The organism is Streptomyces sp. CB00316 (assembly GCF_001905595.1).
In the GTDB taxonomy this organism is placed as follows: Bacteria; Actinomycetota; Actinomycetes; order Streptomycetales; family Streptomycetaceae; genus Streptomyces.
This window is the reverse complement of the sequence record NZ_LIXI01000009.1, coordinates 58,828-81,708: the sequence shown is the minus strand read 5'-3', so window position 1 is coordinate 81,708 and position 22,881 is coordinate 58,828. Positions and strand designations below refer to the sequence as shown.

The following is a 22,881-nucleotide window of genomic DNA, read 5'->3' as shown; positions in this document are numbered from 1 at the left end:
CCCGACACCGTACGCTCGGGTCCATGACCACTCATGATCTTCCCGTGATCGCCGCCGTCGACGGTTCCACCCACAGCCGGCAGGCGCTGGACTGGGCCGCGCGGGAGGCCGCGCGGCGCCACCTGCCGCTGCTGATCGTCCATATCAGGCCGCTCACCCGGAACGTCGACGAGGAGACCGGCCTGCGCGAGGCGGACGAACTGCTCGCCGAGGCCGTACGCCGGAGCGAGTCGGTCGCACCTGCCTCGCGGCCCTCGACGCTGGCCCCGCTGGACTTCCCGGCGGCCGCACTCGTCTCGCTCGGCCGGGACGCGTCGATGGTCGTGGTCGGCTCGCGGGGGCTCGGCGGCTTCCGGTCGCTGATGATCGGCTCCAACAGCCTGGCCACCGCGTCGATGGCGAGCTGCCCGGTCGTCATCGTGCAGGACGGCCGCTCGGACGAGGACGACCGGCCCGAGGGCGAGGAGGCCTACTCCGACATCGTGGCGGGGGTGGCCGCCGACGAGAGCAGCGAGGCGGTCCTGGAGTTCGCCTTCGCCACCGCGGCCGCCCGGCCCGGCGCACGGCTGCGGATCGTGCACGGCTGGACGATGTTCTCCTCGATGCTCGCGGGCGGACCGGTCTTCGACCGGGAGACCGCGCAGGGCTCGGCCCAGCGGAGCCTGGCGGAGGTGACCTCCGGCTGGCAGGAGCGGTACCCGCAGGTGGAGGTCGTACGGGAGCCGGTCAACGGGTCCGCCTCGCGCACCCTGGTGACGGCCTCCGCCACGGCCGCCCTGACCGTGATCGGCCGCCGCAAGGGCGGCGAGTCGCTCGGTCTCGGCCTCTCCCCGGTCGCCCAGACGACGGTCACGCACGCACTGGGCCCGGTCGCCGTCGTGCCCTGCTGACCGGGCGGGCGGTCATCTGCCCGGGTGCGCAGGCCCCTTGGCGTGGCGGGCGGCTTGACCGAGACTTGACCGATGACACAGCGTGTGGCACTCGCGACCGTGATGGACCGGCTCGCCATCGATGATGTGATCACCGGATACGCCGTGACCGTGGACGACGGCGACTGGCCCGCGTACGAAGCGCTGTTCACCCCGGACGGACGCGCCGACTACACGGGCGCGGGCGGAGCGGAGGGCCCGGCGGGTGAGATCGCGCGCTGGCTCACCGGAACGATGCGCCTCTTCGCGATCCGCCAGCACCTGATCGTCAACCGGCGCATCGACCTCCAGGACCTGGGCGGCTACCCGGGCGACCGGGCGCAGGTACGGGCCGACTACCTCAACCCGATGCGCCTGGCGCGTGAGGGCGGGGCGGATCCGGCCGGTGACACCGCTCCCGACTTCGTCGCCGGCGGGCGGTACACCTTCGAGCTGCACCGTACGGACCCGGGCTGGCGGATCCGTACGGTCGCCGTCCACGAGAAGTGGCGCCTGGCGCAGGGAGTGGCCTGAGCCGCACCCCTCGGCCGGGGGTGTCCTGGGTACCGTGGGGATCACCTCCCCCACACTGGGTAGACAGAGCTGACCTGGCAGATCACTCGGTTGCTCACCCGCGTGGGACGAGGAGGGCACGGCATGCGGATGCGGGGCGGAAGGCTTCCGGCGTCCGAAGGGCAGCCGCCGGCCGGAGAGAAGTCCGCCCGTCGGTCGCTCCCGGCGTCCGGCTGGGTCCGGGGGGCCGTGGCGCTCCTCGCCGGGGCGCTGCCCGCGCTCGCGTTCCCCGCGCCGTCGCTCTGGTGGCTGGCCTGTGGCGCGCTCGTCCCCTGGCTGCTGCTGATCCGCTCGGCGGGGACGACGCGCCGGGCGGCGCTGGACGGCTGGATCGGCGGAACCGGCTTCGTCATCGCCGTCCACCACTGGCTGATGCCGAGCCTGCACGTCTTCATCGTGCTGCTGGCCGCGCTGCTCGGTCTGCTGTGGGCGCCCTGGGGTGTGCTGGCCCAGCGGCTGCTCGGCGGCGCGCCCTCCGTGCTGCGGGCCGCCGCCGCGGTGGTGGCCGTTCCGTCGGGGTGGCTGGTGATCGAGCTGGTCCGCTCCTGGGAAGGGCTCGGCGGGCCCTGGGGGCTGCTCGGCGCGAGCCAGTGGGAGGTCGCTCCGGCACTGCGGGTGGCGTCCGTGGGCGGGGTGTGGCTGGTGAGCCTACTGGTGGTGGCGGTCAACACCGCGCTCATCCTGCTGACGGTCGCGCGCACCGGCGCCCGGACGACGGGCGGGGGGCTGCTGGTCGTGTGCGCGCTGATCGTGACCGGGGTGTGGGCCTGGGCCCCACAGCCGGTGACCACGGGGACGGCCAGGATCGCCGTCGTACAGCCGGGTGTCATCTCAGGACCCGGGAGTGTCGAGCGGCGCCTGGCCCGGGGCGAGGAGCTGACCCGTACGGTGGCGGGCCGGGACGTCGACCTCGTGGTGTGGGGCGAGAGCAGCATCGGGGCGGGCGCCTGGCGGGGCCCGGAGACCGCCCGGCGGCTCGCGGCGCTCTCCCGGGACAGCGGGGCCGACCTGTTGGTCAACGTGGACGCCCGGCAGACGAACGGATCGGGCCGGAGCGGGATCTTCAAGGCGGCGGTGCTCGTGGGTCCTGACGGGCCGACCGGGGACCGGTACGACAAGATGCGCCTGGTGCCGTTCGGTGAGTACATCCCGGCGCGCTCCCTGCTCGGGTGGGCGACCTCGGTGGGCAAGGCGGCGGGCGAGGACCGGCTGCGGGGCGAGCGCCAGGTGGTGATGACGCTGCCCGACGGCGACCAGCGGCTGCGGATCGGTCCGCTGGTCTGCTTCGAGTCGGCGTTCCCCGACATGAGCCGCCGGCTGACCCGGGACGGCGCCCAGGTGCTCGTCACGCAGTCCGCCACCTCCACCTTCCAGGAGAGCTGGGCACCGGCCCAGCACGCGTCCCTGGGGGCGCTGCGGGCCGCCGAGAACGGCCGGCCCGTGGTGCACGCGACGCTCACCGGGATCAGCGCCGTGTACGGGCCGCACGGGGAGCGGATCGGCACGCCGCTCGGTACGGACGAGAGCGCGGCCGCCGTGTACGACGTACCCCTCGCGCACGGCACCACCCTCTACAGCCGCTTCGGCGACTGGGCGGTGTACGGGGCCCTGGCGGCGATGGCCGCCCAGTGCGCCGCCGAGGGGCTGCGGGCGCTCAGGAGGAGGCCTGCTCCAGGGACTCCCGGACGATCCGCTCGCACAGCTCATGGGTCGCCAGAGCATCCTGAGCACTGAGCACCTTGCCCGCGCGGACCGCGTCCAGGAACGTGCGGACGCACCCCTCGATGCCGCGCTGGCGGGCCACCGGCACCCAGTCGCCGCGTCGGCGCACGCTGGGCTGGCCCTTGTGGTCGACGATGTCGGCGAGGTTGAGGACCTGGCGCTTGGTGTCCCGGCCTGAGACCTCCAGGATCTCCTCGGTCGAGCCGTTGAGGCGGTTCATCATCCCGATCGCGGTGAAGCCGTCGCCGGAGAGCTGGAGCACCACGTGGTGCATCAGTCCGTCCACGATCCTGGCCCGCACGGTGGTGTGGTCGACGGGTCCCGGGGCCAGGAAGCGGAGGGTGTCGACGACGTGGATGAAGTCGTCGAGCACCAGGGCGCGGGGATTTTCAGGCAGTCCGACGCGGTTCTTCTGCATCAGGATCAGCTCGCGCGGGTGCTCGGCGCACTGGGCGTAGCTCGGCGCGAAGCGGCGGTTGAAGCCGACGGCGAGGCTGACACCCCGGGCCTCCGCGAGGTTCACCAGCCGCTCGGACTCCGCGTACTCGTAGGCGATCGGCTTGTCGACATAGGTGGCGACCCCGGCTGCCAGGAGCCGGCCCACGATCTCCGGGTGCACGGCGGTCGGGGCGTGCACGAAGGCAGCGTCGAGCCCTTCGGCGAGCAGCGAGTCCAGGGTCGTGTGGCGGGCGCCGGCCGGGATGCGGTGCGTGTCGCCCACCGCTTCGAGGGTGGCGGGCGTACGGGTCTGGAGGTGCAGCTCGACCCCCGGTACGGCGCTCAGCACCGGCAGGTACGCCTTCTGCGCGATGTCGCCGAGCCCGATGCAACCGACCTTCACAGGGATCTCCCTCTCGCCGTGCCGTGCGGTGTCCGGATCGCCGTGCCGTGCTGATGTTCCGGTGCGGGCAGCATACGGGGCGCCTGCGCCCCCCTTCCGGCCGCCCGGGGAAGAAGTGCCTGGCCAGGATCGTGATCTTGGTCCAGGATGACCGGATGACTTCCGCAGAACGCTCCGAACCCGCCCTCGACGCAGCCGAACGCCCCATGCTGGAGGGCTGGCTCGATTACCACCGCGAAACGCTCGCCATGAAGTGCGCGGGCCTCATGGACGCGCAGCTGCGCGAGGCGTCCGTGCCACCTTCCGCGTTCACCCTGCTCGGCCTCGTCCAGCACCTGGCGGAGGTGGAGCGCTTCTGGTTCCGCGAGATCCTGGCGGGCGAGGAGCTGCCGGACCTCTACTCCACCGAGGAGGACCCGGACGGGGACTTCAAGGTGACGGAGTCCACCACCTGGGCCGGCACGGAGTCCGTGTGGCGGGCGGAGACAGCGGCGGCCCGTGAGAGCGCCGCCGGGTACGGCCTGGACGACTTCTCGCAGGGCGTCGGCTCGGCGGGCGAACCGTTCAGCCTGCGCTGGATCTACACGCACATGATCGAGGAGTACGCGCGGCACAACGGCCACGCCGACCTGGTGCGGGAACGCGTCGACGGCGCGACGGGCGACTGACCGGTCCTGCTGTCCGCCCCCTGACCCCGGGCCGTGGCGCCGTGCTGACCGGGTCACTCGTGCGGGCCATTCCTCGCCCACGGGCTGCCCGAGCGGCCGCCCGCACCGCAGAGTTACCCGGGTGCAGCGAACCAGATTCACCACGAAACTCCTGGCCGGGGTGGCCGTCACCGCCGTCTCCGGATGCGTGTCGGTCGATCCGCAGGAAGCAGCCCCGCGACAGCCTCCGAGGGCGGAGAGCGCCAGACCGGCCCAGGACGTGTTCCCGCAGGTGGTGCAGCCGCCCGGGCGCGAGGCGCTGGAGGCCGTCGTGGAGCCGAGCCCGTCACCGGGCAGGCCCGCCTCCCCCGCGCCTCCCTCCCCTTCGCAAGCCCGGCGGGCCGGACCCCCACCGGCACCCCGGGCGCTGGAGCGGGCCGTGCCACCGCCTCGGAGGACACCGCCCCGACAGGTCCCGGTCATCCCTCCCGGCGTGCTGCCGGCCCTGCCGCAGGCCCGGGGCGGCGGCCTCCATGACGTGTGCGCGCTCGGCCGAGGGTACGGCGGCTGGCCCGCGGGCAGCAGGGAGGCGCGGATCTGCGAGGAGACGTACGGGCGATGACGGCTACGGGGCCGGGGCGGCGGCCAGGCTTGCAGGCCGCCCCGGCATCCGGATCGGCCCCCGGGCCTCACATCCCCCGCATCCGCAGCTCCAGCCGCTCGATGGCGGCCCGCACTCCGGCGTCGTAACCGCTGTATCCGCCGTATCCCCCATGACCGCCGTGCCCGCCGTCCTCCAGCGCGTCCGCCGCGTCGCGAGCCTGGCGCAGGTGGATAAGGGCCGCGTCGGGGCGCTGGAGCTTGAGGTAGTCCGCCGCCAGGTTGAGGTGGAGCGAGGGGTAGAACGCCTGGACGGCCAAGGAGTCCCGGTGCCCGGCCGACCGCTCGCCGCTCATCAGCCCCTCGGCGGCCGTCAGGGCCCGCAGGTCCCAGGCGAGCTCGTCCCCGGGGTCGTCCTGGGTGTCGGCCATGTAGTGCGCGAGGGTGCAGCGGTGCAGGCCGTCACCGTCGGCGCCGAGCTCCGACCAGAGAAGGCCGAAGCGGTTGCGGGCCTCCTCCCGGTCACCGCCGTGGAGCAGCATGACCGCCTGGCCGATCCTGGTCATGACGGCGTCCTCGGACGCCTCCTGCTGCTCCACCACTGCGGTCTCCTCTTTTCGCACGTCCAGCCCGGCCGCCGTCCCTTCGACGCTAGCGCCGGCGGTCGGCAATCCCGCTCAGGCACGGGCGGCGAGGCGTTAGGCCTCAGCCGAGATTCGGGATCCGCCAGTCGATCGGCTGGTGGCCCTGGGCCGCGACCGCCTCGTTGATCTGGGTGAAGGGCCGGGAGCCGAAGAACTTCTTCGCGGAGAGCGGGGAGGGGTGGGCGCCCTTGACCACGACGTGGCGCTCCTCGTCGATCAGGGGGAGCTTCTTCTGGGCGTAGTTCCCCCAGAGGACGAAGACGGCCGGGTCGGGCCGCTCGGCGACGGCGCGGATCACCGCGTCGGTGATCTTCTCCCAGCCCTTGCCCTTGTGGGAGTTGGCCTCGCCGCCGCGCACGGTGAGCACCGCGTTCAGCAGGAGCACGCCCTGTTCGGCCCACGGCATCAGATAGCCGTTGTCCGGGATGGGCAGGCCCAGCTCCTGCTGCATCTCCTTGTAGATGTTGCGCAGGGAGGGCGGCGTCTTCACGCCGGGTCGCACGGAGAAGCAGAGCCCGTGCCCCTGGCCCTCGCCGTGATACGGGTCCTGGCCGAGGACGAGGACCTTGACCTTTTCGTACGGCGTGGCGTCGAGGGCGGCGAAGACCTGCTCGCGCGGCGGATAGACGGGCCCCTGGGCCCGCTCCTCCTCGACGAAGTCCGCCAGCTCCTTGACGTACGGCTTCTGGAGTTCTTCGCCGAGGACGCCTCGCCAGGACTCGGGCAGCAGGTCGATATCGGTCACGTCCACAACCTCCGGTGAGCAACAGGTTCTTGATCCCAGAACCTACCGCCCATCACTGACAACGGGCCCGGGGAGACCTGCTCCCCGGGCCCGCACACCTGCTACCTGCTACCTGCTACCAGCTGGCCTTGCGGTACAGCTCCCACATCTGCATGACGGTCTGCGGGTCCAGTGCGCGCTCGCCGCCGCCGATGTCCTCGCCGGAGGCCACGTACAGCTTGCCCTGCCAGAGCGGCAGCAGCCGGACGTCGTCGACGAGGATCTGCTGGGCCCGCTCGAACTGCCTGCTGACCGCGCCCCGGTCGCTCTCCTGCCGCGTGGCCGGGATGAGCTGCTGGGTGATCTCCTTGTTGCGGTACGGGGTTCCGGTGACGCTCTCCTCGCCGACGAAGGGGGCGATGAAGTTGTCCGGGTCCGGGAAGTCCGGGAACCAGCCGCGGCCGAAGACCGGGTACTCACCCTGGGTGAAACCCTCCTGGAAGGTCTTCCAGGGGGCGCTCTCCAGCGTGATGTCGAAGAGCCCCGTCTTTTCCAGCTGCCGCTCCAGCTCCTCGAACTCGGGCTGCGTGGAGGAGCCGTACCGGTCGGTGGTGTACCAGAAGGTCATCTTCACCGGAGCGGTGATCCCGGCCTCGGTGAGGAGTTCCTTGGCCTTCTTCACATCCGGATCGCCGAAGGTGTCGAAGAAGCTGGTGGTGTGCCCGGAGATGCCCTTGGGGATCATCGAGTAGAGGGGTTCGGCGGTGCCCCGGTAGACCTTGGCGACCAAGGCGTCCCGGTCCACGATGTGGGCGATGGCCTTGCGGACGGCGGGCTTGGCGGCGGCCGGGTCCTTCGGGTTGAAGACCAGGAAGCGGATGTCCGCGCCGGTGGTCTCGAGGATCTGGAGGCCGTCGTTGCCCTCCTTCTTGTCCTCCAGGCCGACGACCTCCTCGGCGGTCAGACCGCGGTAGGTGGCGTCGATCTCCTTGGCCTTGAGCGCGTTCACCATCTCGCTGGACTTCTCGAAGTACCGGATGGTGACCGCGTTGTTCTTCCGGTTGGCGAAGCCCTTGTAGTCGGGGTTCTTCGTCAGCTCGGCGGTGACGCCGGCCTCGTAGGAGTCCAGGAGGTAGGGGCCGGAGCCGGTGATCTTGCCGTCGTCGCGGATCTTGTCCTTGGGGTAGTCGCCGGGGGCGACGAGCGACATGGCCGGCGTGGCCAGGATGAACGGGAAGGTGGCGTCGGACTTGTTCAGGTGGAAGATGACGGTGTCGTCACCCTTGGTCTCGATCCGGTCGAGCGAGCCGAGCATGCCGGCCGGGCCGCCCTTGAAGTGGATGTCCACGACGCGGTCGATGGAGTGCTTCACGGCCTGGGCGTCGAGCTTCTCGCCGTTGGAGAACTTGAGGTTCTTCTTGAGCGTGCACCGGTAGGCCATGCTCGTGGCGTCGGTGAACGTGCAGGTGTCGGCCGCGTCGGGCTCGGGGCTCGTACTGCCGGTGGGGAAGCTCACCAGGGTCTGGTAGATGTTCCGCATCAGCTCCCAGGAGCCGTCCCAGGCCGCCGCGGGGTCCAGCGTGGACGGGGAGCTCGTCGTCCCGACGGTTATCTTCTGGTTCTCTTCCGATCCGCTGTCGGAAAGAAGACCGCAGCCGGCCAGCAGAGAAAGGGATGCTAGGGCTGCAGCGGCCTGCAGACTGGCCCGGTAGAACACGTGCACGCTCCTCGATCAGCCATGGGTCGGCAGACCATACCGCAGCGCCCCGCCGGAACAATCCGTCGGTCCAGCGGGGCACTTGAGTCAATCACGGCCAAACCGGTTCAGGTCGCTCTCAGCCCACGCCGGCGTTGAGGAAGATTCCTCCGTCGACCACCAGGGTCTGCCCGGTGATCCAGTCCGACTGTGCGGAGGTCAGGAAGGCCGCGGCGCCCCCGATGTCCCCGGGCACACCGAGCCTGCCGAGCGGATAGGCGGCGGCCGCCTCCGCTTCCCGGCCCTCGTAGAGCGCCTCGGCGAACTTCGTCTTGATCACGGCGGGGGCGATCGCGTTGACCCGGACGACCGGCGCGAACTCGTGCGCCAGCTGGGCGGTCAGGTTGATCATGGCCGCCTTCGACATCCCGTACGCGCCGATGAACGGCGAGGGGGCGACACCGGCGACGGAGGCGATGTTGACGATCGCCCCGCCGTTCTCCTTCTGCCAGGCCTTCCAGGTCTGCTGGGCGAAGCCGAGCGCCGAGATCACGTTGGTCTCGTAGACCTTGCGGGCCACGTTGAGGTCGAGCTCGGCCATGGGACCGAAGACCGGGTTGGTCCCCGCGTTGTTCACCAGGTAGTCGACCCGGCCGAACGCCTCCATGGTCCGCTCGACCGCCACCGCCTGGTGGGACTCGTCGTGGGCCTTGCCGGAGACCGCGATGACCCGGTCGGCGCCGAGCCGCTCCACGGCCTCCTTGAGGGCGTCCTCGCCCCGCCCGGTGATGGCCACCCGGTCGCCGCGCGCGACGAGCGCCTCGGCGATCCCGTAGCCGATGCCCCGACTGGCGCCCGTGATGAGGGCGACTTTTCCGCTGTCCTGCACCGTCATGTCGTTCACTGCCCTTCGGGTCAGTTGAGGGGGCCGCCGGCCACGTAGATGACCTGGCCGGAGACGAAGCCGGCGTCGTCACCGGCGAAGAAGGCGATGGCGCCCGCGACGTCCTCGGGACGGCCCACGCGCTGGACCGGGATCTGGGTGGCGGCGGCCGCCTGGAACTCCTCGAAGCCCATGCCGACACGGGCGGCGGTCTGCGCGGTCATCTCGGTGACGATGAAGCCGGGGGCGACGGCGTTGGCGGTGACGCCGAACTTGCCGAGCTCCTTGGCGAGGGTCTTGGTCAGGCCCTGGAGGCCCGCCTTGACGGCGGAGTAGTTGGCCTGGCCGCGGTTGCCGAGGGCCGAGGAGGAGGACAGCGAGACGATCCGGCCGAACTTGGCCTCCACCATGTGCGCCTGGACGGCCTTCGCCATCAGGAACGCACCCTTGAGGTGGACGTTCATCACGATGTCCCAGTCGGACTCGCTCATCTTGAACAGCAGGTTGTCGCGGAGCACGCCCGCGTTGTTCACGAGGATCGTCGGGGCACCCAGCTCAGCGGCGACCCGCGCGACGGCGGCCTCCACCTGGGCACTGTCCGACACGTCGCAGCCGACGGCGAGCGCGGTGCCGCCTGCGGCGGTGATCTTCTCGACGGTGTCCTTGCAGGCCGCCTCATCGAGGTCGAGTACGGCGACGGCGCGGCCATCGGCCGCCAGGCGCACGGCGGTGGCGGCGCCGATGCCCCGCGCCGCTCCCGTCACGATGGCGACGCGCTGCTCGGTGGTGGACATGCTTGGTTCTCCTCGCCCTTGGATAGCGGTTCAGCGGACGTCGTGGCCGTTCCCTGACAGAGAGGCCCGATGACTGAGCAACCGCTTAGTACCTTCAGCAGACGAGACGCTAGAAGCCCTGGCACCCGGTGTCAACGGCGCGCGACCCCAGAGGGCCGCACGTCACACCGGGCGGCGGCCCCCTGATACCGGACTCGGCGCACCGAGCGGCCCCGGGCCCGGGACACTCAGCGCACCAGCAGGCCGAGCAGCCGCTCCACCTCACCGGCCGGGTCGGCGGTGAGCCCGGTGTGCACGGCGCCGGGCTGGACGACCGTGGAACGCGGCGCGATCAGCCAGCGGAAGCGCCGCCCGGCGTCGTCACCGGCCGCCTGACCGGCCGCCTCGCCGCCGCCGCAGACTCCTTCGACCGCGCGGAGGGCGGCCCGTACGCCCACCACATCGGCGTCCGGGTCCAGCGCCCTGAGCTTCGCCTCGTCCAGGTGCGTACGGGCGGCGACGAACGAGTGGGCCCGGCAGTAGACGAGCACCCCGGCGTTGAAGCACTCCCCGCGTTCGACCCGGGGGACGACCCGCAGGAGCGCGTACTCGAAGACATCGCGGCGCGTCATCGGCCACCCTCCCGGCCGGTACGGACGGCTGCCGCGGCGGAGGCCTCTCCGGCCGACTGGGGCCGGGGTGGCAGGCGCTCGGTGAGCCAGCCGGGGGCCTGGGACGGCCGGTTCGCGGCCGGCGCGTCCAGGGTGATCCGCTCGTGGATGGCGGCGGCTCGCGCCAGCAGCGGCGCCACATAGGCCCGGCGCAGCTCATCGGTGGAGGAGAACCCGGGCTCGTCCACCAGCCAGGCGTCCGGCACATCGGCGGCCACCTCGGTGAGCAGCTCCTCGGTGACCAGCGGGGCGAGCTCGGCGGCCGCGGCGGCGATGTCCGGGGCGAAGGGGGCCAGCACATGGTCGGAGGCGTTGTAAGGCTTCGCCGCCGAGGCCTCGGCGCCCGGCCAGTTGTGGTGCCAGATCATGGTGGCGCCGTGGTCGATGAGCCAGAGGTCGCCGTGCCAGACCAGCATGTTCGGGTTGCGCCACGAGCGGTCGACGTTGTTGATCAGCGCGTCGAACCAGACGACCCGCCCCGCCTCGGCCGCACCCACCTCGTAGGCGAGCGGATCGAAACCGAGCGAGCCCGGCAGGTAGTCCATGCCGAGGTTCAGCCCGCCGCTCGCCTTGAGCAGCTCCTGCACCTCCTGGTCGGGCTCGGCGAGACCGATGACCGGGTCGAGCTCGATGGTCACCAGCTCCGGCACCCGCAGCCCGAGCCGCCGCCCCAGCTCCCCGCAGATGACCTCCGCGACGAGCGTCTTGCGGCCCTGGCCGGCGCCGGTGAACTTCATGACGTACGTGCCGAGGTCGTCGGCCTCGACGATCCCGGGGAGCGAGCCGCCCTCACGCAGGGGCGTGACATAGCGGGTCGCTACGACCTTTTGCAACACTTTCCCAGGTCACCCATCTCTTCAGCCTCGTAATCCACGGTCGACTTCTCCGGGGTGTAGAGGCAGGAATCACCGGTCAACGGCGCTGGGGAGAATCTGGGGAGTTTCGGCCGGCGGGCCGGCCTCCCCGCTCCCCAAGCAGACCGTCGATGGTGCCGCGCCCCTTGCCGCCGGCTTCCGGCATGAAGTAAGCATAGTAACCGAGGGTGATCGCCGACGAGGAGTGTCCGAGCCACCGAGCCAGGGTCACGACGGACTCTCCGGCCTCCGACATGATCGAGGCGTACCCCGGGTATGCCGGCGACACTGCGTCGTTCGGCCCGTCCGGAGCAACCGCCGGTGAACATGCGGGCCCTGAAAAGGGGGACCTGACAGGTCCGAATCCTGTCGACCGGGGGAAGTACGGCTCGAAGATCCACCTGATCACGGAACGGTCGGGTCTGCCCATATACGTCGGCATCTCCGGGGCCGACCTGCACGACAGCCAGGCCCTGATACCGCTTGTGAAGGGGGCATCCCGCCGATCCGCTCGCGCCGCGGCCGACGACGGCGCAAGCCCGGAAAACTGCACGCCGACAAGGGCTACGACTACGCCCACCTGCGGCGATGGATACGCGAACGCGGCATCACCCACCGCATCTCCCGCAAGGGAGTCGAATGCTCACAACGACTGGGCCGCCATCGCTGGACCGTGGAACGCACCATGGCCTGGCTCGCCGGCTGCCGCCGCCTCCACCGACGCTACGAACGCAAGGCCGACCACTTCCTCGCCATCACCAGCATCGCCTGCACCCTCATCTGCTACCGCAGGCTCGCCAAATGAGATGACTTCTAAGCCAGAGCAGGCGCCCCACACCGCGGCAGCCCATGTCGGCCTTGTGGTCGCTGTCCAGCGTCTCGAACGATGTCATGCTCTCCGGAGTGAAGCCCACTCCGTTGTCCTCGACGCTGAAGCCGACGATGCGCTTCAACGCCGCGCGCACTGGGCCGACGTGGCCGAAGTCGAGTGCTTCCTGCTGACTGCGCCGGATCCTGATGCTCAAACGACCGGGCTCCATGTCGTCGCCGAACCGGGCGTCGATCGCCTGGATGCCGTTGACCACGGCCTCCGGGAGCGGCAGAATGGCATGGCTTTTCGGCAGACTCGTGTACCCCGGATGGCAGCCGCTGCTGGACCTTCCGCCCCGGCTCGGCGCGAGCGTGACGGTCCTGCCGTTCGGACCGGATATGTCCGTGGACGCCGCCGCCGTGGCTGCGGCGGCCGGTGAGAACCTGCGGCTGATCGCGCTGAACTCGCCCTGTAGCCCCACCGGCCTCCGGGTCGAGGAGGAGGAACTGCGGGCACTGGTGGCGCTGGTGGCGGAGCGGGACGCCTATTTGCTCGTCGACGAGGAGTACGCGATCGATCTGTCGCGCTCCCCGGCCGTGGGCCAGGACCGGGTGATCTCGGTCTCCGGTCTGTCCAAGACCTACGGCCTACCGGGTCTGCGTACCGGCTGGGTGTACGGCGCGCCGCAGGTGGCGGAAGCCTGCGTGGAGCGCAAGTTCCTCACCTCGATCGCCAACTCCGTACTGTGCGAGGCCCTGGCCTGCTCGGCGCTGGACCGGCACGAGGACTACGCGCGGGAGTACCACCGGTTGTGCGCCCCGGGCTTGGGGCTCGTCGAGAGGTGGGTGGCCCGCCACCCGGATGCCGTCCGGCTGGTGCCGCCGCAGGGCACGCCCTTCGCCTGGATACAACTGCGAACCGGTGAGTCCTCCTTGGCGCTGTGCCGCCGGGCGCTGGAGGCCGGTCTGTTGCTGACCCCCGGGGAGACCATGGGCTCGGACGAAGGCTTCCGGCTCGGCTTCGCCCGCGACGTCGACACGGTGACCGAGGGCCTGCGGCGGCTGGACACCGTACTGCTGCCGGACGGGCCGCCCGGCGGGGACGGGCCGTCCGGCGATCGAGGGCTTGCCGGCCTTGCTCAGGGTCGCGCCGGTTGCACGGTCCCCTCTTCCTTCTCCTCCTCGGCCGGCCGGGGTACGGCTTCGGCTTCGGCTCCGGTCCCAGCCTCGGTTCCGGCCCCGGCGCCGGCGCCGGGCTTGGTCCCAGCCACCGGACGTGACGGCGCGGTGCGGGTCAGCAGTACGCCACTGACGATCAGTAGCGCGCCCACCACGGTGTTCCAACCCAGCGACTCGTTCAGGAAGAACACTCCGACGATCGCCGCCCACAACGGGGTCAGATACGCAACCGTGGAGGCGACCGTCGAGCCGACGGCGCGGATCACCGACAGGTTCCACATGTACGCGAGCCCGGTGCCCACGGCGCCGAGCACCACCATGGCGGCCATCGGCCCCTTCCCGCCCCAATGTGGTGCGCCACTCAACAGTGGTGCGAACAGCGCGAGTTCGAGGGTCGCCCAGCTGACCTGAATGGCGGTCAGGGTGATCGCGGGGATGTCTCCGCCGGACAGGTAACGGCGGGTGTAGGTGTAGCCCAGCCCGTACGAGGCGGTGGCGACCAGGCAGATCGCACTCCCTTTCATCAGCGAGGACTGCCCGCCCGACCACACGCCGAGCACCACCAGGGCGCCGCACAGGCCGGTGGCGATGCCGAGCAGCCGTCGCAGGGTCGGCTTCTCGTCCGGCAGCATGACCAATACCCAGACCAGGGTGAACAGGGGAATGGTGGAGTTCCACACCCCGGCCGTGACGGAGTCGATGTACTGCTCGCCCCAGGCGAACAGGGTGAAGGGGAAGGCATTGAGCACCGTCCCCACCACCAGGGCGTGCCCCCACACCCGCAGGTCACGCGGCATTCCCAGCCGCCGCACCAGTACCAGGCCCCACAGCACCAGTGCTCCGAAGAAGCACCGCCAGAAGGCGACCCAACCCGGTTCGATACCGGCTTCGACACCGATCTTGATGAGCGCGAACCCGGACCCCCAGATCATCGAGCAGATGACGAACTGAGGTACCCACGACTTGGCCGGTACAGCGGATAAGGCGTTTACGGAGCTTGCCACTTCGAGTCCTTTCGATTTGCCGTGCGTTTCTTGTCGTGCGCTCTTCGTCATGCGCTTCTTGTCGTGCGTTTCACGGGGGCGGAGCTGTGCCGCTCGATCACGTCTCCGTGCTGCGCCCGACCGCCGCCGAGGCGAAAGCACGCACCAGGGGATGGGGCCGGGAGGCGTCGTCGGCCAGTTCGGGCTGGAACAAGGTGGACAGGAAGAACCGGTGCCCCGGCAGTTCGGCGATGCGGGGGTGGCCGTCGTCGTGGCCGGTGAAGCGCAACCCGTGGTCGCGCAGGGTGCCGGCGTACCGGGGGTCCAGAGCGTGCGTGCACTGGTAGCGCTCCACGGTCGTACGCGCGCCGAGCGCTTCCTCGGCCAGTGAGCCGGGCTCGATGTGGACAGTTCCCTCATGGCCCGCGAGGGCGCGTGACAGCGGAACGATCAGCGGAAGCGGGCTGCCGGGGGAGTTCTCGGCGTGGGCGGCACCGTCCAGCGCGCAGACGTGGCGAGCGAATTCCAGGAGGACGTGCAGGAAGCCGCCGCAGGTCGCCAGCAGAGGGATGTCCCGCTCGCGCGCCGTGCGCACAGCGCTCACCCCTCCGGCCTCGCTCCGGTACGGGCTGCCCGGCACCAGCCAGATGCCGTCGAAGCCGGCCAGGTCCCGAGGGCCGTCGAGCTGCGCGGTCGACACCCAGTAGGCGTCCACCAGCAGCCGTTCGCGGCGCCACAGCGCCTCCAGCATCGGCGCGTAGCGGGTGTGCGCGGGCACGCCCGCCGACCGCTCGCCGACGAGCGCGATCCGGGCGGGCCGGGTGCGCGAGAGGTCCAGGTCGGCCTGGGGGCGTGGTGCGACGGTGGTGGGCACGCCGGAATCATCCAGCGGCCCTGACAAAAGGACAAACGATAGCTTCTGATTCCTCGATAAGTGATGCTGATCCGGTGGACCCGCGCCTGCTCAAGACCTTCTCGGCCGTCATCACGCACGGCTCCTTCTCCGACGCGGCCAGGGAGTTGGGCTATACGCAGTCCGCCGTGTCCCAACAGATAGCTTCGCTGGAAGGGGAGTTAGGCGTCGAGTTGGTCTGTCGGCGGCCGGTCGGTCCGACGGAGGCCGGTGCCCGGCTGATGGACCACGTGGCCTCCATCCTCCTGCGGATCAACGCCGCACGCGCGGAGGTCCAGAGGGTGAAGGGCGGAACCACCGGGCGGCTGACCGTCGGCACCTGTCCACTGGCGGCCACCGCACACGCACTGCGGATCATCGGTGAGGTGTCCCGGCGGGCCGGTGCGCACGAGCTGACGGTACGTACGCTGCCTCGCCAGGCGGTCGCCGAAGGCGTCGCCACCGGCGAACTGGACCTCGGCCTGGTCGACGGCTTCGCCCTGCCCGATGACCCCCTGCGCCCGCCCCGGGTGGCCGGGCTGCGCGGCGTACCGGTCTGCCGGGAGCCGGTGGTGGTGGCTCTGCCGCCCCACCACCCCCTGGCACACCGCACGGATCTGCGGCTGGCGGACCTGATAGACGCCCGGTGGATCGACGCACCGGGCGTGAGCGCCCCCCTGGCGGACCTGTCTGCCGTGGTCAGAGGAGGCAGCCCCCATCTGCGGGTGGCCCTGCGGTACGACGGCCACGACGTGCGTACGTACACCGAGCTGCTTGCCGGAGGACAGGGCCTGGGCCTCCTCCCACGCTTCGCGCTCGCCGGGCGGCAGGACCTGGTCGGCATCCCACTGACACAGCCGGAGCTGTCCCACCGCGTCGAGGCCCTGCGCGTCACGGGCGGCCCACTGGTGGTGGACGCCCTGGTCGCATCGCTCACCGAACCCGCCGAACCCGCCGACACCGAGATCCAGCCGCGAAGCTGAAGGAGGACGGCAAAAGACGAAGGCCCGAACCGTTGGCACGGTCCGGGCCTTCTGCCAGCGGAGGACAGGAGATCCGAGTCCCTGAGGAGCTGCCACCAACACGCCCGTTCTCGTCGGTTCAGGTCAGATCTGTGACCCGCCGGGCGGTCACCAGATATCCCGCGAAGCGGACGTCCGGCCTGGCCTTCGCCCACCCATCGGCCTCCTCGACCGGAACCAGCACGGTCGTGCCCGGAACGGTTCACCCGCTGCGATGCCGGCAGGCTGGCCACCATCCAGGCACACCGCATCTAGGGGTCCCGCAAAACCGGCGCGGTCGGGGACCGGTAGGTCTTGCCCTGGCGACAGCGGGCACCTTCTGCCGCCGGGACAACCAGTACGGGGGGCGCCAGGGAATCCGCGAGTCCGCAGTGCACGCCCGCCAACCAACTGCTGCATGAAGGACGATACGCAGCAGCTGCGATCCGCAAGGGTTCGCGGATACGTAGTGGGCGAGCGTCAAGCAGGCGGGTTGGATCAGGGCCGATGAAGCGCGGCGCAGCCTAGTGACGGTACAGATTGGCTACTCCGCTGCGCAGCCATACATCGTATTCCTGAGTCCGGTGGACTCCTACGATCCGATCCAGATGCTCCTCGAACGCCAGCTCGACCGGGCCCAGCCCCGTATGGGAGCGCATCAGGGCTCCGTCTGCGCGCGGAGCAAGGTGCACGCACCCGATCCCGGGATTCCGCGCATTGGTTGCCCGGGACAGAGCAGCTTCGGAGAAACCACCCGCGGCGTAAAGCACTCCGCGGTCACAGCCGACGTCGAGCAGTTTGCCAACGAACTCGTCAATGGTCCCGATGCTTACCGGCCGCTTGTATCGCTTGGCTTCGATGGCAATCGTGATGTCTTGGCCGACAACCTGCCCGCGCACCAAGGCGTCGAGTTGTCGCGTGGCCCCGCTGACCAAGCCGGTCACGTGGGCGTCCGGTTCAACAGTGGCGCCTGAATCGAGGCTCTCGACGAGTTCGACGACTTCTTGCTCGAAGTGCTGCCACGGCTCCTGCTTCTTCCCTCGAACCTGACCGCTCTGGCTCCCCGCTCCCTGTCGAATCACCGCCGCATGCTAGCCCGATCTTCGACACTCTTCCGAGGAGTTGCCCCACTCAGGCCATTTGCAGGCTAGCCTCGCACCCTCGCAACGGACCGCGCGGCGCTCGACGCCGCGACCAAGGTGTTCAGTCCGACCAGGGCCTCGAAGTATCGACTCGTGGCTCTGCGACTGCTCGGCGATTCGAGCAGGGGCGGCAACTGCTGAACTGCAACGGGCAGCCCGCCAACGCCGACGGGCGACCCACGGCACTCCCTGCGCCGATGGCTGGCCGGCACGGTGACGGTCCGCTCGCAGGCTCGTAGGCCTGCATGCCATGACGACGCGGATAGCGGGGGATCAGGTGCTCAATCCGTGGACCCGCACGACCACGAACGCTCCGTACGCGGTCCCCGAAGACCTGCCGCACCTGCAAGCCCTCGCCGACACCCAAATCCACCCCTCGCACGCGCCGTACCAGCTCAACCTGACACTCCCGCCGGAACCGTTCATCGGCCTCCATGACGCGCCCCTGGTCATGCTGCTGGGCCAACCCAGGCGTGAGCAACGCAGACCCGGCCGCCTACGCCCGGCCCGGCGTGACCGAGCGAACCCTGCAACACCTCGCGAACGCCGGCGGGACCCCCAACCACTTCCTACTTGCCCGGCAGATCCTTGCCGTGCAGTTCCACGGCTACCATTCGCGATCGTGACGGCCGATCCCGTACACATTGCCCTCCCAGTCCTTCGCCTTCTACCTGGTGCGCCGCGCCATATCCCGTGACGCGGTGATCGTCCTCGGGCGGATCGCGGCCACCTGGAGGGTCGCCCTGACCGTCGGCGTGCTGTGGGCAACGCGAGACCGACCTGCCGGGGGATGACGGCCCTCGTCCTTTAAGCGGGTTCGGGCGTGGTCGGGGCTGACGTGAACTGGGCCGCGTGCAGGCGTGCGTAGACACCACCGGCGGCGAGCAGCCGACTGTGGGTGCCCTGCTCGGCGATGCGCCCGTCCTCCATGACCAGAATGGTGTCGGCGTCGCGGATGGTGGACAGGCGGTGGGCGATGACGAAACTGGTCCGCCCCTGGCGTAGATCGGCCATGGCCCGCTGGACCAGCGCTTCGGTCCGGGTGTCGACGGAGCTGGTGGCCTCGTCCAGGACCAGGATCGAGGGCTTGGTGAGGAAGGCGCGCGCGATGGTGAGCAATTGCCTCTCCCCTGCGCTCAGTCCCCCACCGTCCTCGTCGATCAGGGTGTCGTAGCCCTCCGGCAGCGTACGGATGAAGTGGTCGGCGCGGGCCGCCCGCCCGGCCCGGACGATGTCGTCACGGGAGGCGCTCTGGACGCCGTACGCGATGTTGTCGGCGATGGTGCCCTCGAAGAGCCAGGTGTCCTGGAGCACCATGCCGATGTGGCCGCGCAGTTCGGCGCGCGACATGCTGGCGATGTCGGTGCCGTCGAGGGTGATGCGGCCGCCGGTCGGTTCGTAGAACCGCAGGAGCAGATTGACCAGAGTGGTCTTGCCCGCGCCGGTGGGGCCGACGATCGCGATGGTGTGGTGCGGTTCGACGGTGAGGGACAGGTCTTCGATCAGAGGCTTGGCGGGCTCGTACCGGAAGGCCACGTGCTCGAACGCCACCCGGCCCCTCACCTGCTGGGGGCGGGCCGGTGTCAGGGGGTCCGGTTCCTGTTCCACGGCGTCCAGGAGTTCGAAGACGCGCTCGGCGGAGGCGACTCCGGACTGGACGATGTTGGCGAGGGCGGCGCTCTGGGTGATGGGGTTGTTGAACTGCAGGGTGTAGGTGATGAACGCCTGGATGTCCCCGATCGACATGGCCCCCGCCGCCACGCGCAGCCCGCCGATCACCGCGATGAGGACGAAGTTGAGGTGGCCGAGGAAGGCCATGACGGGCTCGATGACCCCGGAGAGGAATTGGGCACGATGTCCGGCCGCGTACTGCGCGTCGTTCCGCTCGTCGAAGGCCCGCTTGCTGTGCTCTGCGCGGCCGAAGAGAAGGATCTGGTCGTGGCCGGTGTACATCTCCTCGATATGGGAGTTGAGGTGCCCCGTGGCCGCCTGCTGCTCGGCGAAGCGGGGCTGGGCACGCTTGCCGAAGCCCCTGGTCACCCAGGCCGCCAGCGGTAGCATCACCACTGCGATCAGAGTGAGCAAAGGCGAGAGCCACAGCATCATGCCCAGGACACCGATGACGCTGAGGACGGACACCACGATCTTCGTGAGGAGCTGCTGCAGGGTGAGCGCGATGTTGTCGACGTCCTGGGTGACGCGGGAGAGAACCTCCCCCCGGGTCCGCTTGTCGAAGTAGCTCAGCGGCAACCGGGCGGTCTTGGCCGACGCCTGCTCCCGAAGCCGGTGCGCGGCGCGCTGGGAGAGCGCCTGTGCCATGCGCCCGCGCCCCAGCGCACAGGCGGCCGAGACCAGGACCAGTACGGCGGCCCCCAGGAGGATCCGGCCGACCTGGGCGAAGTCCACCCGGCCGCCGCCAACCCCTTGGACGACCAGGTCCGTGACATGGCCGAGAATCATGGGTACGGACACACTGAGAGCAACGCTCACCAGGCTCAGCGCCAGACAGACGGCTAGCATCGGCCGGTCGGGGCCCAGTGAGCGAAGCAGCCGGAGGGCTGAGGTGCGGAAGTCGGAGGGCGTCTGCTTCGGGTCGGCGGTCATGCCGCTGCTTCCTCCTCGGTGAACTGTGAGAGCACGATCTCGCGATATGTCTCGCTGTCGTCCATGAGTTCGTCGTGGGTGCCGCTTCCTACGACGCGACCCTCATTGAGGACGACGATGCGGTCCGCGTCGCGGACGGAGGAGATGCGCTGGGCGACGACGACGAACGTCGTGTCGGCCCGCTCTGCGGCGAGTGCGCCCCGCAGCCGGGCTTCGGTGGCGGCGTCGAGTGCCGAGTAGGAGTCGTCGAAGAGGCAGATGGCCGGGCGGGTCACCAGCACCCGTGCGATCGCCAGACGTTGCCGCTGTCCCCCTGAGACATTGCTGCCGCCCTGGGCGACGGGCGCCTGCAGCCCTTCCGGGAGGGAGGTGACGAAGTCGCGGGCCTGTGCGACCTCCAGAGCCCGCCACAACTCCTCGTCGCTCGCCTTCGGGTTGCCGTAGCGGAGGTTGGAGGCGATGGTGCCGGAGAAGAGAAGCGGCCGCTGGGTGACCAGGCCGACGGTGGCGGCCAGAGTCCGGCGATCCATGTCGCGTACGTCGGTGCCTGCGACGCGCACGAAGCCCTCGTCCGCGTCGAAGAGCCGGGGCACCAGTTGGAGCAGGGTGGTCTTTCCGCTTCCGGTGGAGCCCACGATCGCGGTGGTGCGGCCGGGACGTGCGGTCAGCGAGACGCCGTGCAGCACCGGCTCCTGCGCGCCGGGGTAGCGAAATGCGACATCCCTGATCTCCAGGCCGCCAGACGGGCCGGGTGGCGCGGTAACAGCCGGGGGGACAACACTGGAGGGGGTGTCCAGAACCTCCTGGATCCGCCCTGCGCAGACCCGGGCGCGCGGCGACAGGATGAACGCCAGCATGGCCAGCATGACCGCCTGGAGGATCTGTGTCAGGTACTGCAGGAAGGCGATCAACGTGCCCGGCTGCAGCGTCCCGTTGTCCACCCGGTGCCCGCCGAACCAGAGAACGGCGATGCTGGAGAACTCCATGACGATGGTGACGGTCGGCATCATCAGCGCCTGGATACGCCCCAGGCGCAGGGACACGGCCAAGGTGCCGTCGTTGGCCGCAGCGAAGCGGGACTGCTCGTGCTCGTCACGGACGAAGGCCCGCACCACGCGCAGACCGGTGAGCTGCTCGCGCATCACCTTGTTGATCCGGTCGACGCGCTGTTGAAGGGATGCGGAGAGCGGCCCCATCCGGCTGACGATCAGCGCCACGGCGGTAACGAGGGCCGGCAGCACGATCAGCAGGAGCAGCGACATCGACACGTCCTGCCGCAGAGCAAGGAGCACGCTGCCCACCCCCATGATCGGGGCGGCGACCATCAGCGTGAACACCATCACGACCAGCGTCTGAATCTGCGATACGTCGTTGGTGGTACGGGTGATGAGCGAGGCAGCACCAAAGCGGCCGACCTCGCGCACGGAGAACGTCTGGACGTGAGAGAACACATCGGCCCGCAGATCCCGGCCGATAGCCATCGCGGTCCGCGCACTGAAATAGACGGCCGTACCCGCACACACCATCTGCACCAGCGTCAGGACGAGCATCACCCCGCCCGTGCGCAGGACATGACCGGCGTCGCCAGGAAGCACACCGTTGTTGATGACGTCGGCGTTCAGGGTTGGCAGGTACAACGTGGCAGAAATCTGCACGAGCTGTAACGCCAGGATCGCAGTGATGGACCTGGCGTACGGGCGGAGGTAGAGGGTCAGGAGACGGATCAGCACAGGAGCACACCACTTCCCCGAAGTGAGACTAAGTCCCATCCTGTTATGAGTCTCACTTTGGCATGGGCTCCGATAGAGATCCAGTCCCGCGATGCCTAGGTAGTCTGAGACCGTGGCAACCGAGAGCTCCGACATACGAACCCACGCCGACAGCGACCTTCCATTGCGTGAGCGCAAGAAACAGCGCACCCGCCGCGCTCTCGCCGACACCGCCTTGGAGCTCTTCAGCGAGCGCGGCTTCGACCGCGTCACCCTGGAAGAACTCACCGCCCGCGCCGAGATCGGCCGAAGCACCTTCTTCCGCTACTACGGCGCCAAAGAGGACGTCGCCATGGCCGCCGAAGGTGAACTGTGGGACGCCTACACCACCCACTTCGAGAGGCACACCGCCCGCGGTCCCGCGCTCGACGCGCTGCGTTCCTCACTGACCGCGGCCATCCTGTCCATGCCCGACGACTGGGACCAGCGCTTCCTGCGCACCCGCCGCCTCGCCGCCGGCACCCCCGTCCTGCACGACCACAGCCTCGTGTCCTCCATGAAGGTCCAGCAGCGCCTGGTCGAGATCCTCGAAGGAAGCCTCGGTGCCGACGGCCGCGAGGACGTACGGCTGCGCCTGCTCGGCGAGTTCGCCCTCAGCGCCTGGCGCTGCGGCGCCCGCAACTGGGTCGCCGGCCGTGGCCCGGGCGGCTACGACCGGCGCCGCGGCCACGGCGGCACCAGGACCCTCGCCAGCCGGGTCGAGGAAGCCTTCGACGCGATCCCGGCGAGCCTCGCCCTGGACCTACCCTGAATGCCCTGTTTCCTCGACGGAGAGAGCCAGGACCTCGCTGAGCCCCGGCCGACTCCGGACCGACGACGGACAGTGGGCCGGCACCGCGCGCCCTACGCTCCGCTATCGCGTCGGCCTGGACCGACACCGTCTCATCCCACGACACCCTGACGTCGCCTTCCGGCCGACCCCTGTGCGAGCATACGGACCAACCCCGCGGGCCCGCGGCTGCGCG

22 protein-coding genes and 3 pseudogenes are annotated in these 22,881 nt (G+C 70.0%); 10 read left to right on the top strand and 15 right to left on the bottom strand.

Annotation, left to right across the window (positions count from 1 at the left end; translation table 11 throughout):
• The first annotated feature begins 23 nt into the window (after positions 1-23).
• The 3 genes from AMK21_RS24145 (at position 24) to lnt (ending at position 3,215) form a co-directional block, all read left to right on the top strand.
• The gene (locus AMK21_RS24145) at positions 24-890 is read left to right on the top strand and encodes a universal stress protein (RefSeq protein ID WP_073881269.1); all 867 of its coding nucleotides are present in this window, start codon (positions 24-26) and stop codon (positions 888-890) included.
• A 72-nt stretch (positions 891-962) separates the two neighbouring features.
• A complete protein-coding gene (locus tag AMK21_RS24140) occupies positions 963-1,442 on the top strand; it encodes a nuclear transport factor 2 family protein (protein WP_073881268.1) in 480 nt (159 codons plus the stop codon).
• Between the two features lie 123 nt (positions 1,443-1,565).
• Positions 1,566-3,215: an apolipoprotein N-acyltransferase gene (gene lnt / locus AMK21_RS24135; protein WP_073881267.1), complete on the top strand. Its 1,650-nt coding sequence runs from the start codon at positions 1,566-1,568 to the stop codon at positions 3,213-3,215.
• Here lnt and AMK21_RS24130 read toward each other — a convergent pair.
• A complete protein-coding gene (locus AMK21_RS24130; RefSeq protein WP_073881266.1) occupies positions 3,136-4,044 on the bottom strand; it encodes a Gfo/Idh/MocA family protein in 909 nt (302 codons plus the stop codon). The genes lnt and AMK21_RS24130 overlap by 80 nt on opposite strands.
• Before the next feature lie 155 nt (positions 4,045-4,199).
• On the opposite strand from AMK21_RS24130, the gene AMK21_RS24125 reads away from it, so the two are divergent.
• Positions 4,200-4,712: a DinB family protein gene (locus AMK21_RS24125; RefSeq protein WP_073881265.1), complete on the top strand. Its 513-nt coding sequence runs from the start codon at positions 4,200-4,202 to the stop codon at positions 4,710-4,712.
• 121 nt (positions 4,713-4,833) lie between these two features.
• On the top strand, positions 4,834-5,313 hold the full coding sequence (locus tag AMK21_RS24120) for a hypothetical protein (RefSeq protein WP_073881264.1): 480 nt from the start codon (positions 4,834-4,836) through the stop codon (positions 5,311-5,313).
• 67 nt (positions 5,314-5,380) lie between these two features.
• On the opposite strand, the gene AMK21_RS24115 is transcribed toward AMK21_RS24120, so the two are convergent.
• The 7 genes from AMK21_RS24115 to AMK21_RS24085 form a co-directional block, all read right to left on the bottom strand.
• Positions 5,381-5,893: a hypothetical protein gene (locus AMK21_RS24115; protein WP_073881263.1), complete on the bottom strand. Its 513-nt coding sequence runs from the start codon at positions 5,891-5,893 to the stop codon at positions 5,381-5,383.
• 103 nt (positions 5,894-5,996) lie between these two features.
• A complete protein-coding gene (locus tag AMK21_RS24110; protein ID WP_073881483.1) occupies positions 5,997-6,680 on the bottom strand; it encodes a uracil-DNA glycosylase in 684 nt (227 codons plus the stop codon).
• A 115-nt stretch (positions 6,681-6,795) separates the two neighbouring features.
• The gene (locus AMK21_RS24105) at positions 6,796-8,376 is read right to left on the bottom strand and encodes an ABC transporter substrate-binding protein (RefSeq protein WP_073881262.1); all 1,581 of its coding nucleotides are present in this window, start codon (positions 8,374-8,376) and stop codon (positions 6,796-6,798) included.
• A 118-nt stretch (positions 8,377-8,494) separates the two neighbouring features.
• A complete protein-coding gene (locus AMK21_RS24100) occupies positions 8,495-9,250 on the bottom strand; it encodes an SDR family oxidoreductase (protein WP_073881482.1) in 756 nt (251 codons plus the stop codon).
• A gap of 20 nt (positions 9,251-9,270) precedes the next feature.
• Positions 9,271-10,032: a 3-oxoacyl-ACP reductase FabG gene (gene fabG, locus AMK21_RS24095; RefSeq protein ID WP_073881261.1), complete on the bottom strand. Its 762-nt coding sequence runs from the start codon at positions 10,030-10,032 to the stop codon at positions 9,271-9,273.
• A gap of 227 nt (positions 10,033-10,259) precedes the next feature.
• Entirely contained in the window at positions 10,260-10,643 is a 384-nt protein-coding gene (locus AMK21_RS24090) for a DUF3037 domain-containing protein (protein WP_073881260.1), read from the bottom strand.
• Positions 10,640-11,518, bottom strand: a complete 879-nt coding sequence (locus tag AMK21_RS24085; protein ID WP_199863274.1) for a HipA family kinase — start codon at positions 11,516-11,518, stop codon at positions 10,640-10,642. Before AMK21_RS24085 ends, AMK21_RS24090 begins: the two co-directional genes overlap by 4 nt.
• Positions 11,519-11,877: 359 nt before the next feature.
• Here AMK21_RS24085 and AMK21_RS24075 point away from each other — a divergent pair.
• Positions 11,878-12,341 (top strand): annotated as a pseudogene (locus AMK21_RS24075) (IS5 family transposase); the annotation flags it as partial.
• Here AMK21_RS24075 and AMK21_RS24070 read toward each other — a convergent pair.
• Positions 12,313-12,621 carry a hypothetical protein gene (locus AMK21_RS24070; protein ID WP_234422036.1) on the bottom strand — a complete coding sequence of 103 codons (309 nt, stop codon included), beginning with the start codon at positions 12,619-12,621 and terminating at the stop codon, positions 12,313-12,315. The pseudogene AMK21_RS24075 and the gene AMK21_RS24070 overlap by 29 nt on opposite strands.
• On the opposite strand from AMK21_RS24070, the pseudogene AMK21_RS37185 reads away from it, so the two are divergent.
• Positions 12,554-13,399: pseudogene (locus AMK21_RS37185) on the top strand (aminotransferase class I/II-fold pyridoxal phosphate-dependent enzyme); the annotation flags it as partial. The gene AMK21_RS24070 and the pseudogene AMK21_RS37185 sit on opposite strands and share 68 nt — an antisense overlap.
• Before the next feature lie 86 nt (positions 13,400-13,485).
• Here the strand turns inward: AMK21_RS37185 and AMK21_RS24060 are convergent.
• Together AMK21_RS24060 and AMK21_RS24055 are read right to left on the bottom strand one after the other, a co-directional pair.
• Positions 13,486-14,580: a DMT family transporter gene (locus AMK21_RS24060; protein WP_234422035.1), complete on the bottom strand. Its 1,095-nt coding sequence runs from the start codon at positions 14,578-14,580 to the stop codon at positions 13,486-13,488.
• 46 nt (positions 14,581-14,626) lie between these two features.
• On the bottom strand, positions 14,627-15,382 hold the full coding sequence (locus AMK21_RS24055) for a hypothetical protein (RefSeq protein ID WP_073881256.1): 756 nt from the start codon (positions 15,380-15,382) through the stop codon (positions 14,627-14,629).
• A gap of 74 nt (positions 15,383-15,456) precedes the next feature.
• Between AMK21_RS24055 and AMK21_RS24050 the strand changes: the two genes are divergently transcribed.
• Positions 15,457-16,383, top strand: coding sequence for a LysR family transcriptional regulator (locus tag AMK21_RS24050; RefSeq protein WP_073881255.1), 927 nt, complete (start codon positions 15,457-15,459; stop codon positions 16,381-16,383).
• Positions 16,384-16,501: 118 nt separating this feature from the next.
• Here AMK21_RS24050 and AMK21_RS37180 read toward each other — a convergent pair.
• Both AMK21_RS37180 and AMK21_RS24045 read right to left on the bottom strand, forming a co-directional pair.
• Positions 16,502-16,609: pseudogene (locus AMK21_RS37180) on the bottom strand (hypothetical protein); the annotation flags it as partial.
• Between the two features lie 316 nt (positions 16,610-16,925).
• Positions 16,926-17,483 (bottom strand): restriction endonuclease, encoded by a 558-nt coding sequence (locus tag AMK21_RS24045; protein WP_073881254.1) that lies wholly within the window; start codon positions 17,481-17,483, stop codon positions 16,926-16,928.
• A 704-nt stretch (positions 17,484-18,187) separates the two neighbouring features.
• Between AMK21_RS24045 and AMK21_RS36255 the strand changes: the two genes are divergently transcribed.
• Positions 18,188-18,337, top strand: coding sequence for a hypothetical protein (locus tag AMK21_RS36255; RefSeq protein ID WP_234422034.1), 150 nt, complete (start codon positions 18,188-18,190; stop codon positions 18,335-18,337).
• Positions 18,338-18,350: 13 nt separating this feature from the next.
• Here the strand turns inward: AMK21_RS36255 and AMK21_RS24035 are convergent, their stop codons facing one another.
• Positions 18,351-20,147: an ABC transporter ATP-binding protein gene (locus AMK21_RS24035; protein WP_073881253.1), complete on the bottom strand. Its 1,797-nt coding sequence runs from the start codon at positions 20,145-20,147 to the stop codon at positions 18,351-18,353.
• Positions 20,144-21,877, bottom strand: coding sequence for an ABC transporter ATP-binding protein (locus AMK21_RS24030; RefSeq protein WP_073881252.1), 1,734 nt, complete (start codon positions 21,875-21,877; stop codon positions 20,144-20,146). The genes AMK21_RS24035 and AMK21_RS24030 overlap by 4 nt, the downstream gene beginning before the upstream one ends.
• 112 nt (positions 21,878-21,989) lie before the next feature.
• On the opposite strand from AMK21_RS24030, the gene AMK21_RS24025 reads away from it, so the two are divergent.
• The gene (locus tag AMK21_RS24025; RefSeq protein ID WP_073881251.1) at positions 21,990-22,667 is read left to right on the top strand and encodes a TetR/AcrR family transcriptional regulator; all 678 of its coding nucleotides are present in this window, start codon (positions 21,990-21,992) and stop codon (positions 22,665-22,667) included.
• The last annotated feature ends 214 nt before the right edge of the window (positions 22,668-22,881 follow it).

Excerpts from the sequence above, each read along its gene's own strand:
- AMK21_RS24145 (WP_073881269.1), top strand. The coding sequence starts at position 24 with ATGACCACTCATGATCTTCCCGTGATCGCCGCCGTCGACGGTTCCACC.
- AMK21_RS24140 (WP_073881268.1), top strand. The coding sequence starts at position 963 with ATGACACAGCGTGTGGCACTCGCGACCGTGATGGACCGGCTCGCCATC.
- lnt (WP_073881267.1), top strand. The coding sequence starts at position 1,566 with ATGCGGATGCGGGGCGGAAGGCTTCCGGCGTCCGAAGGGCAGCCGCCG.
- AMK21_RS24125 (WP_073881265.1), top strand. The coding sequence starts at position 4,200 with ATGACTTCCGCAGAACGCTCCGAACCCGCCCTCGACGCAGCCGAACGC.
- AMK21_RS24100 (WP_073881482.1), bottom strand. The coding sequence starts at position 9,250 with ATGACGGTGCAGGACAGCGGAAAAGTCGCCCTCATCACGGGCGCCAGT.
- fabG (WP_073881261.1), bottom strand. The coding sequence starts at position 10,032 with ATGTCCACCACCGAGCAGCGCGTCGCCATCGTGACGGGAGCGGCGCGG.
- AMK21_RS24090 (WP_073881260.1), bottom strand. The coding sequence starts at position 10,643 with ATGACGCGCCGCGATGTCTTCGAGTACGCGCTCCTGCGGGTCGTCCCC.
- AMK21_RS24060 (WP_234422035.1), bottom strand. The coding sequence starts at position 14,580 with ATGACGAAGAGCGCACGACAAGAAACGCACGGCAAATCGAAAGGACTC.
- AMK21_RS24035 (WP_073881253.1), bottom strand. The coding sequence starts at position 20,147 with ATGACCGCCGACCCGAAGCAGACGCCCTCCGACTTCCGCACCTCAGCC.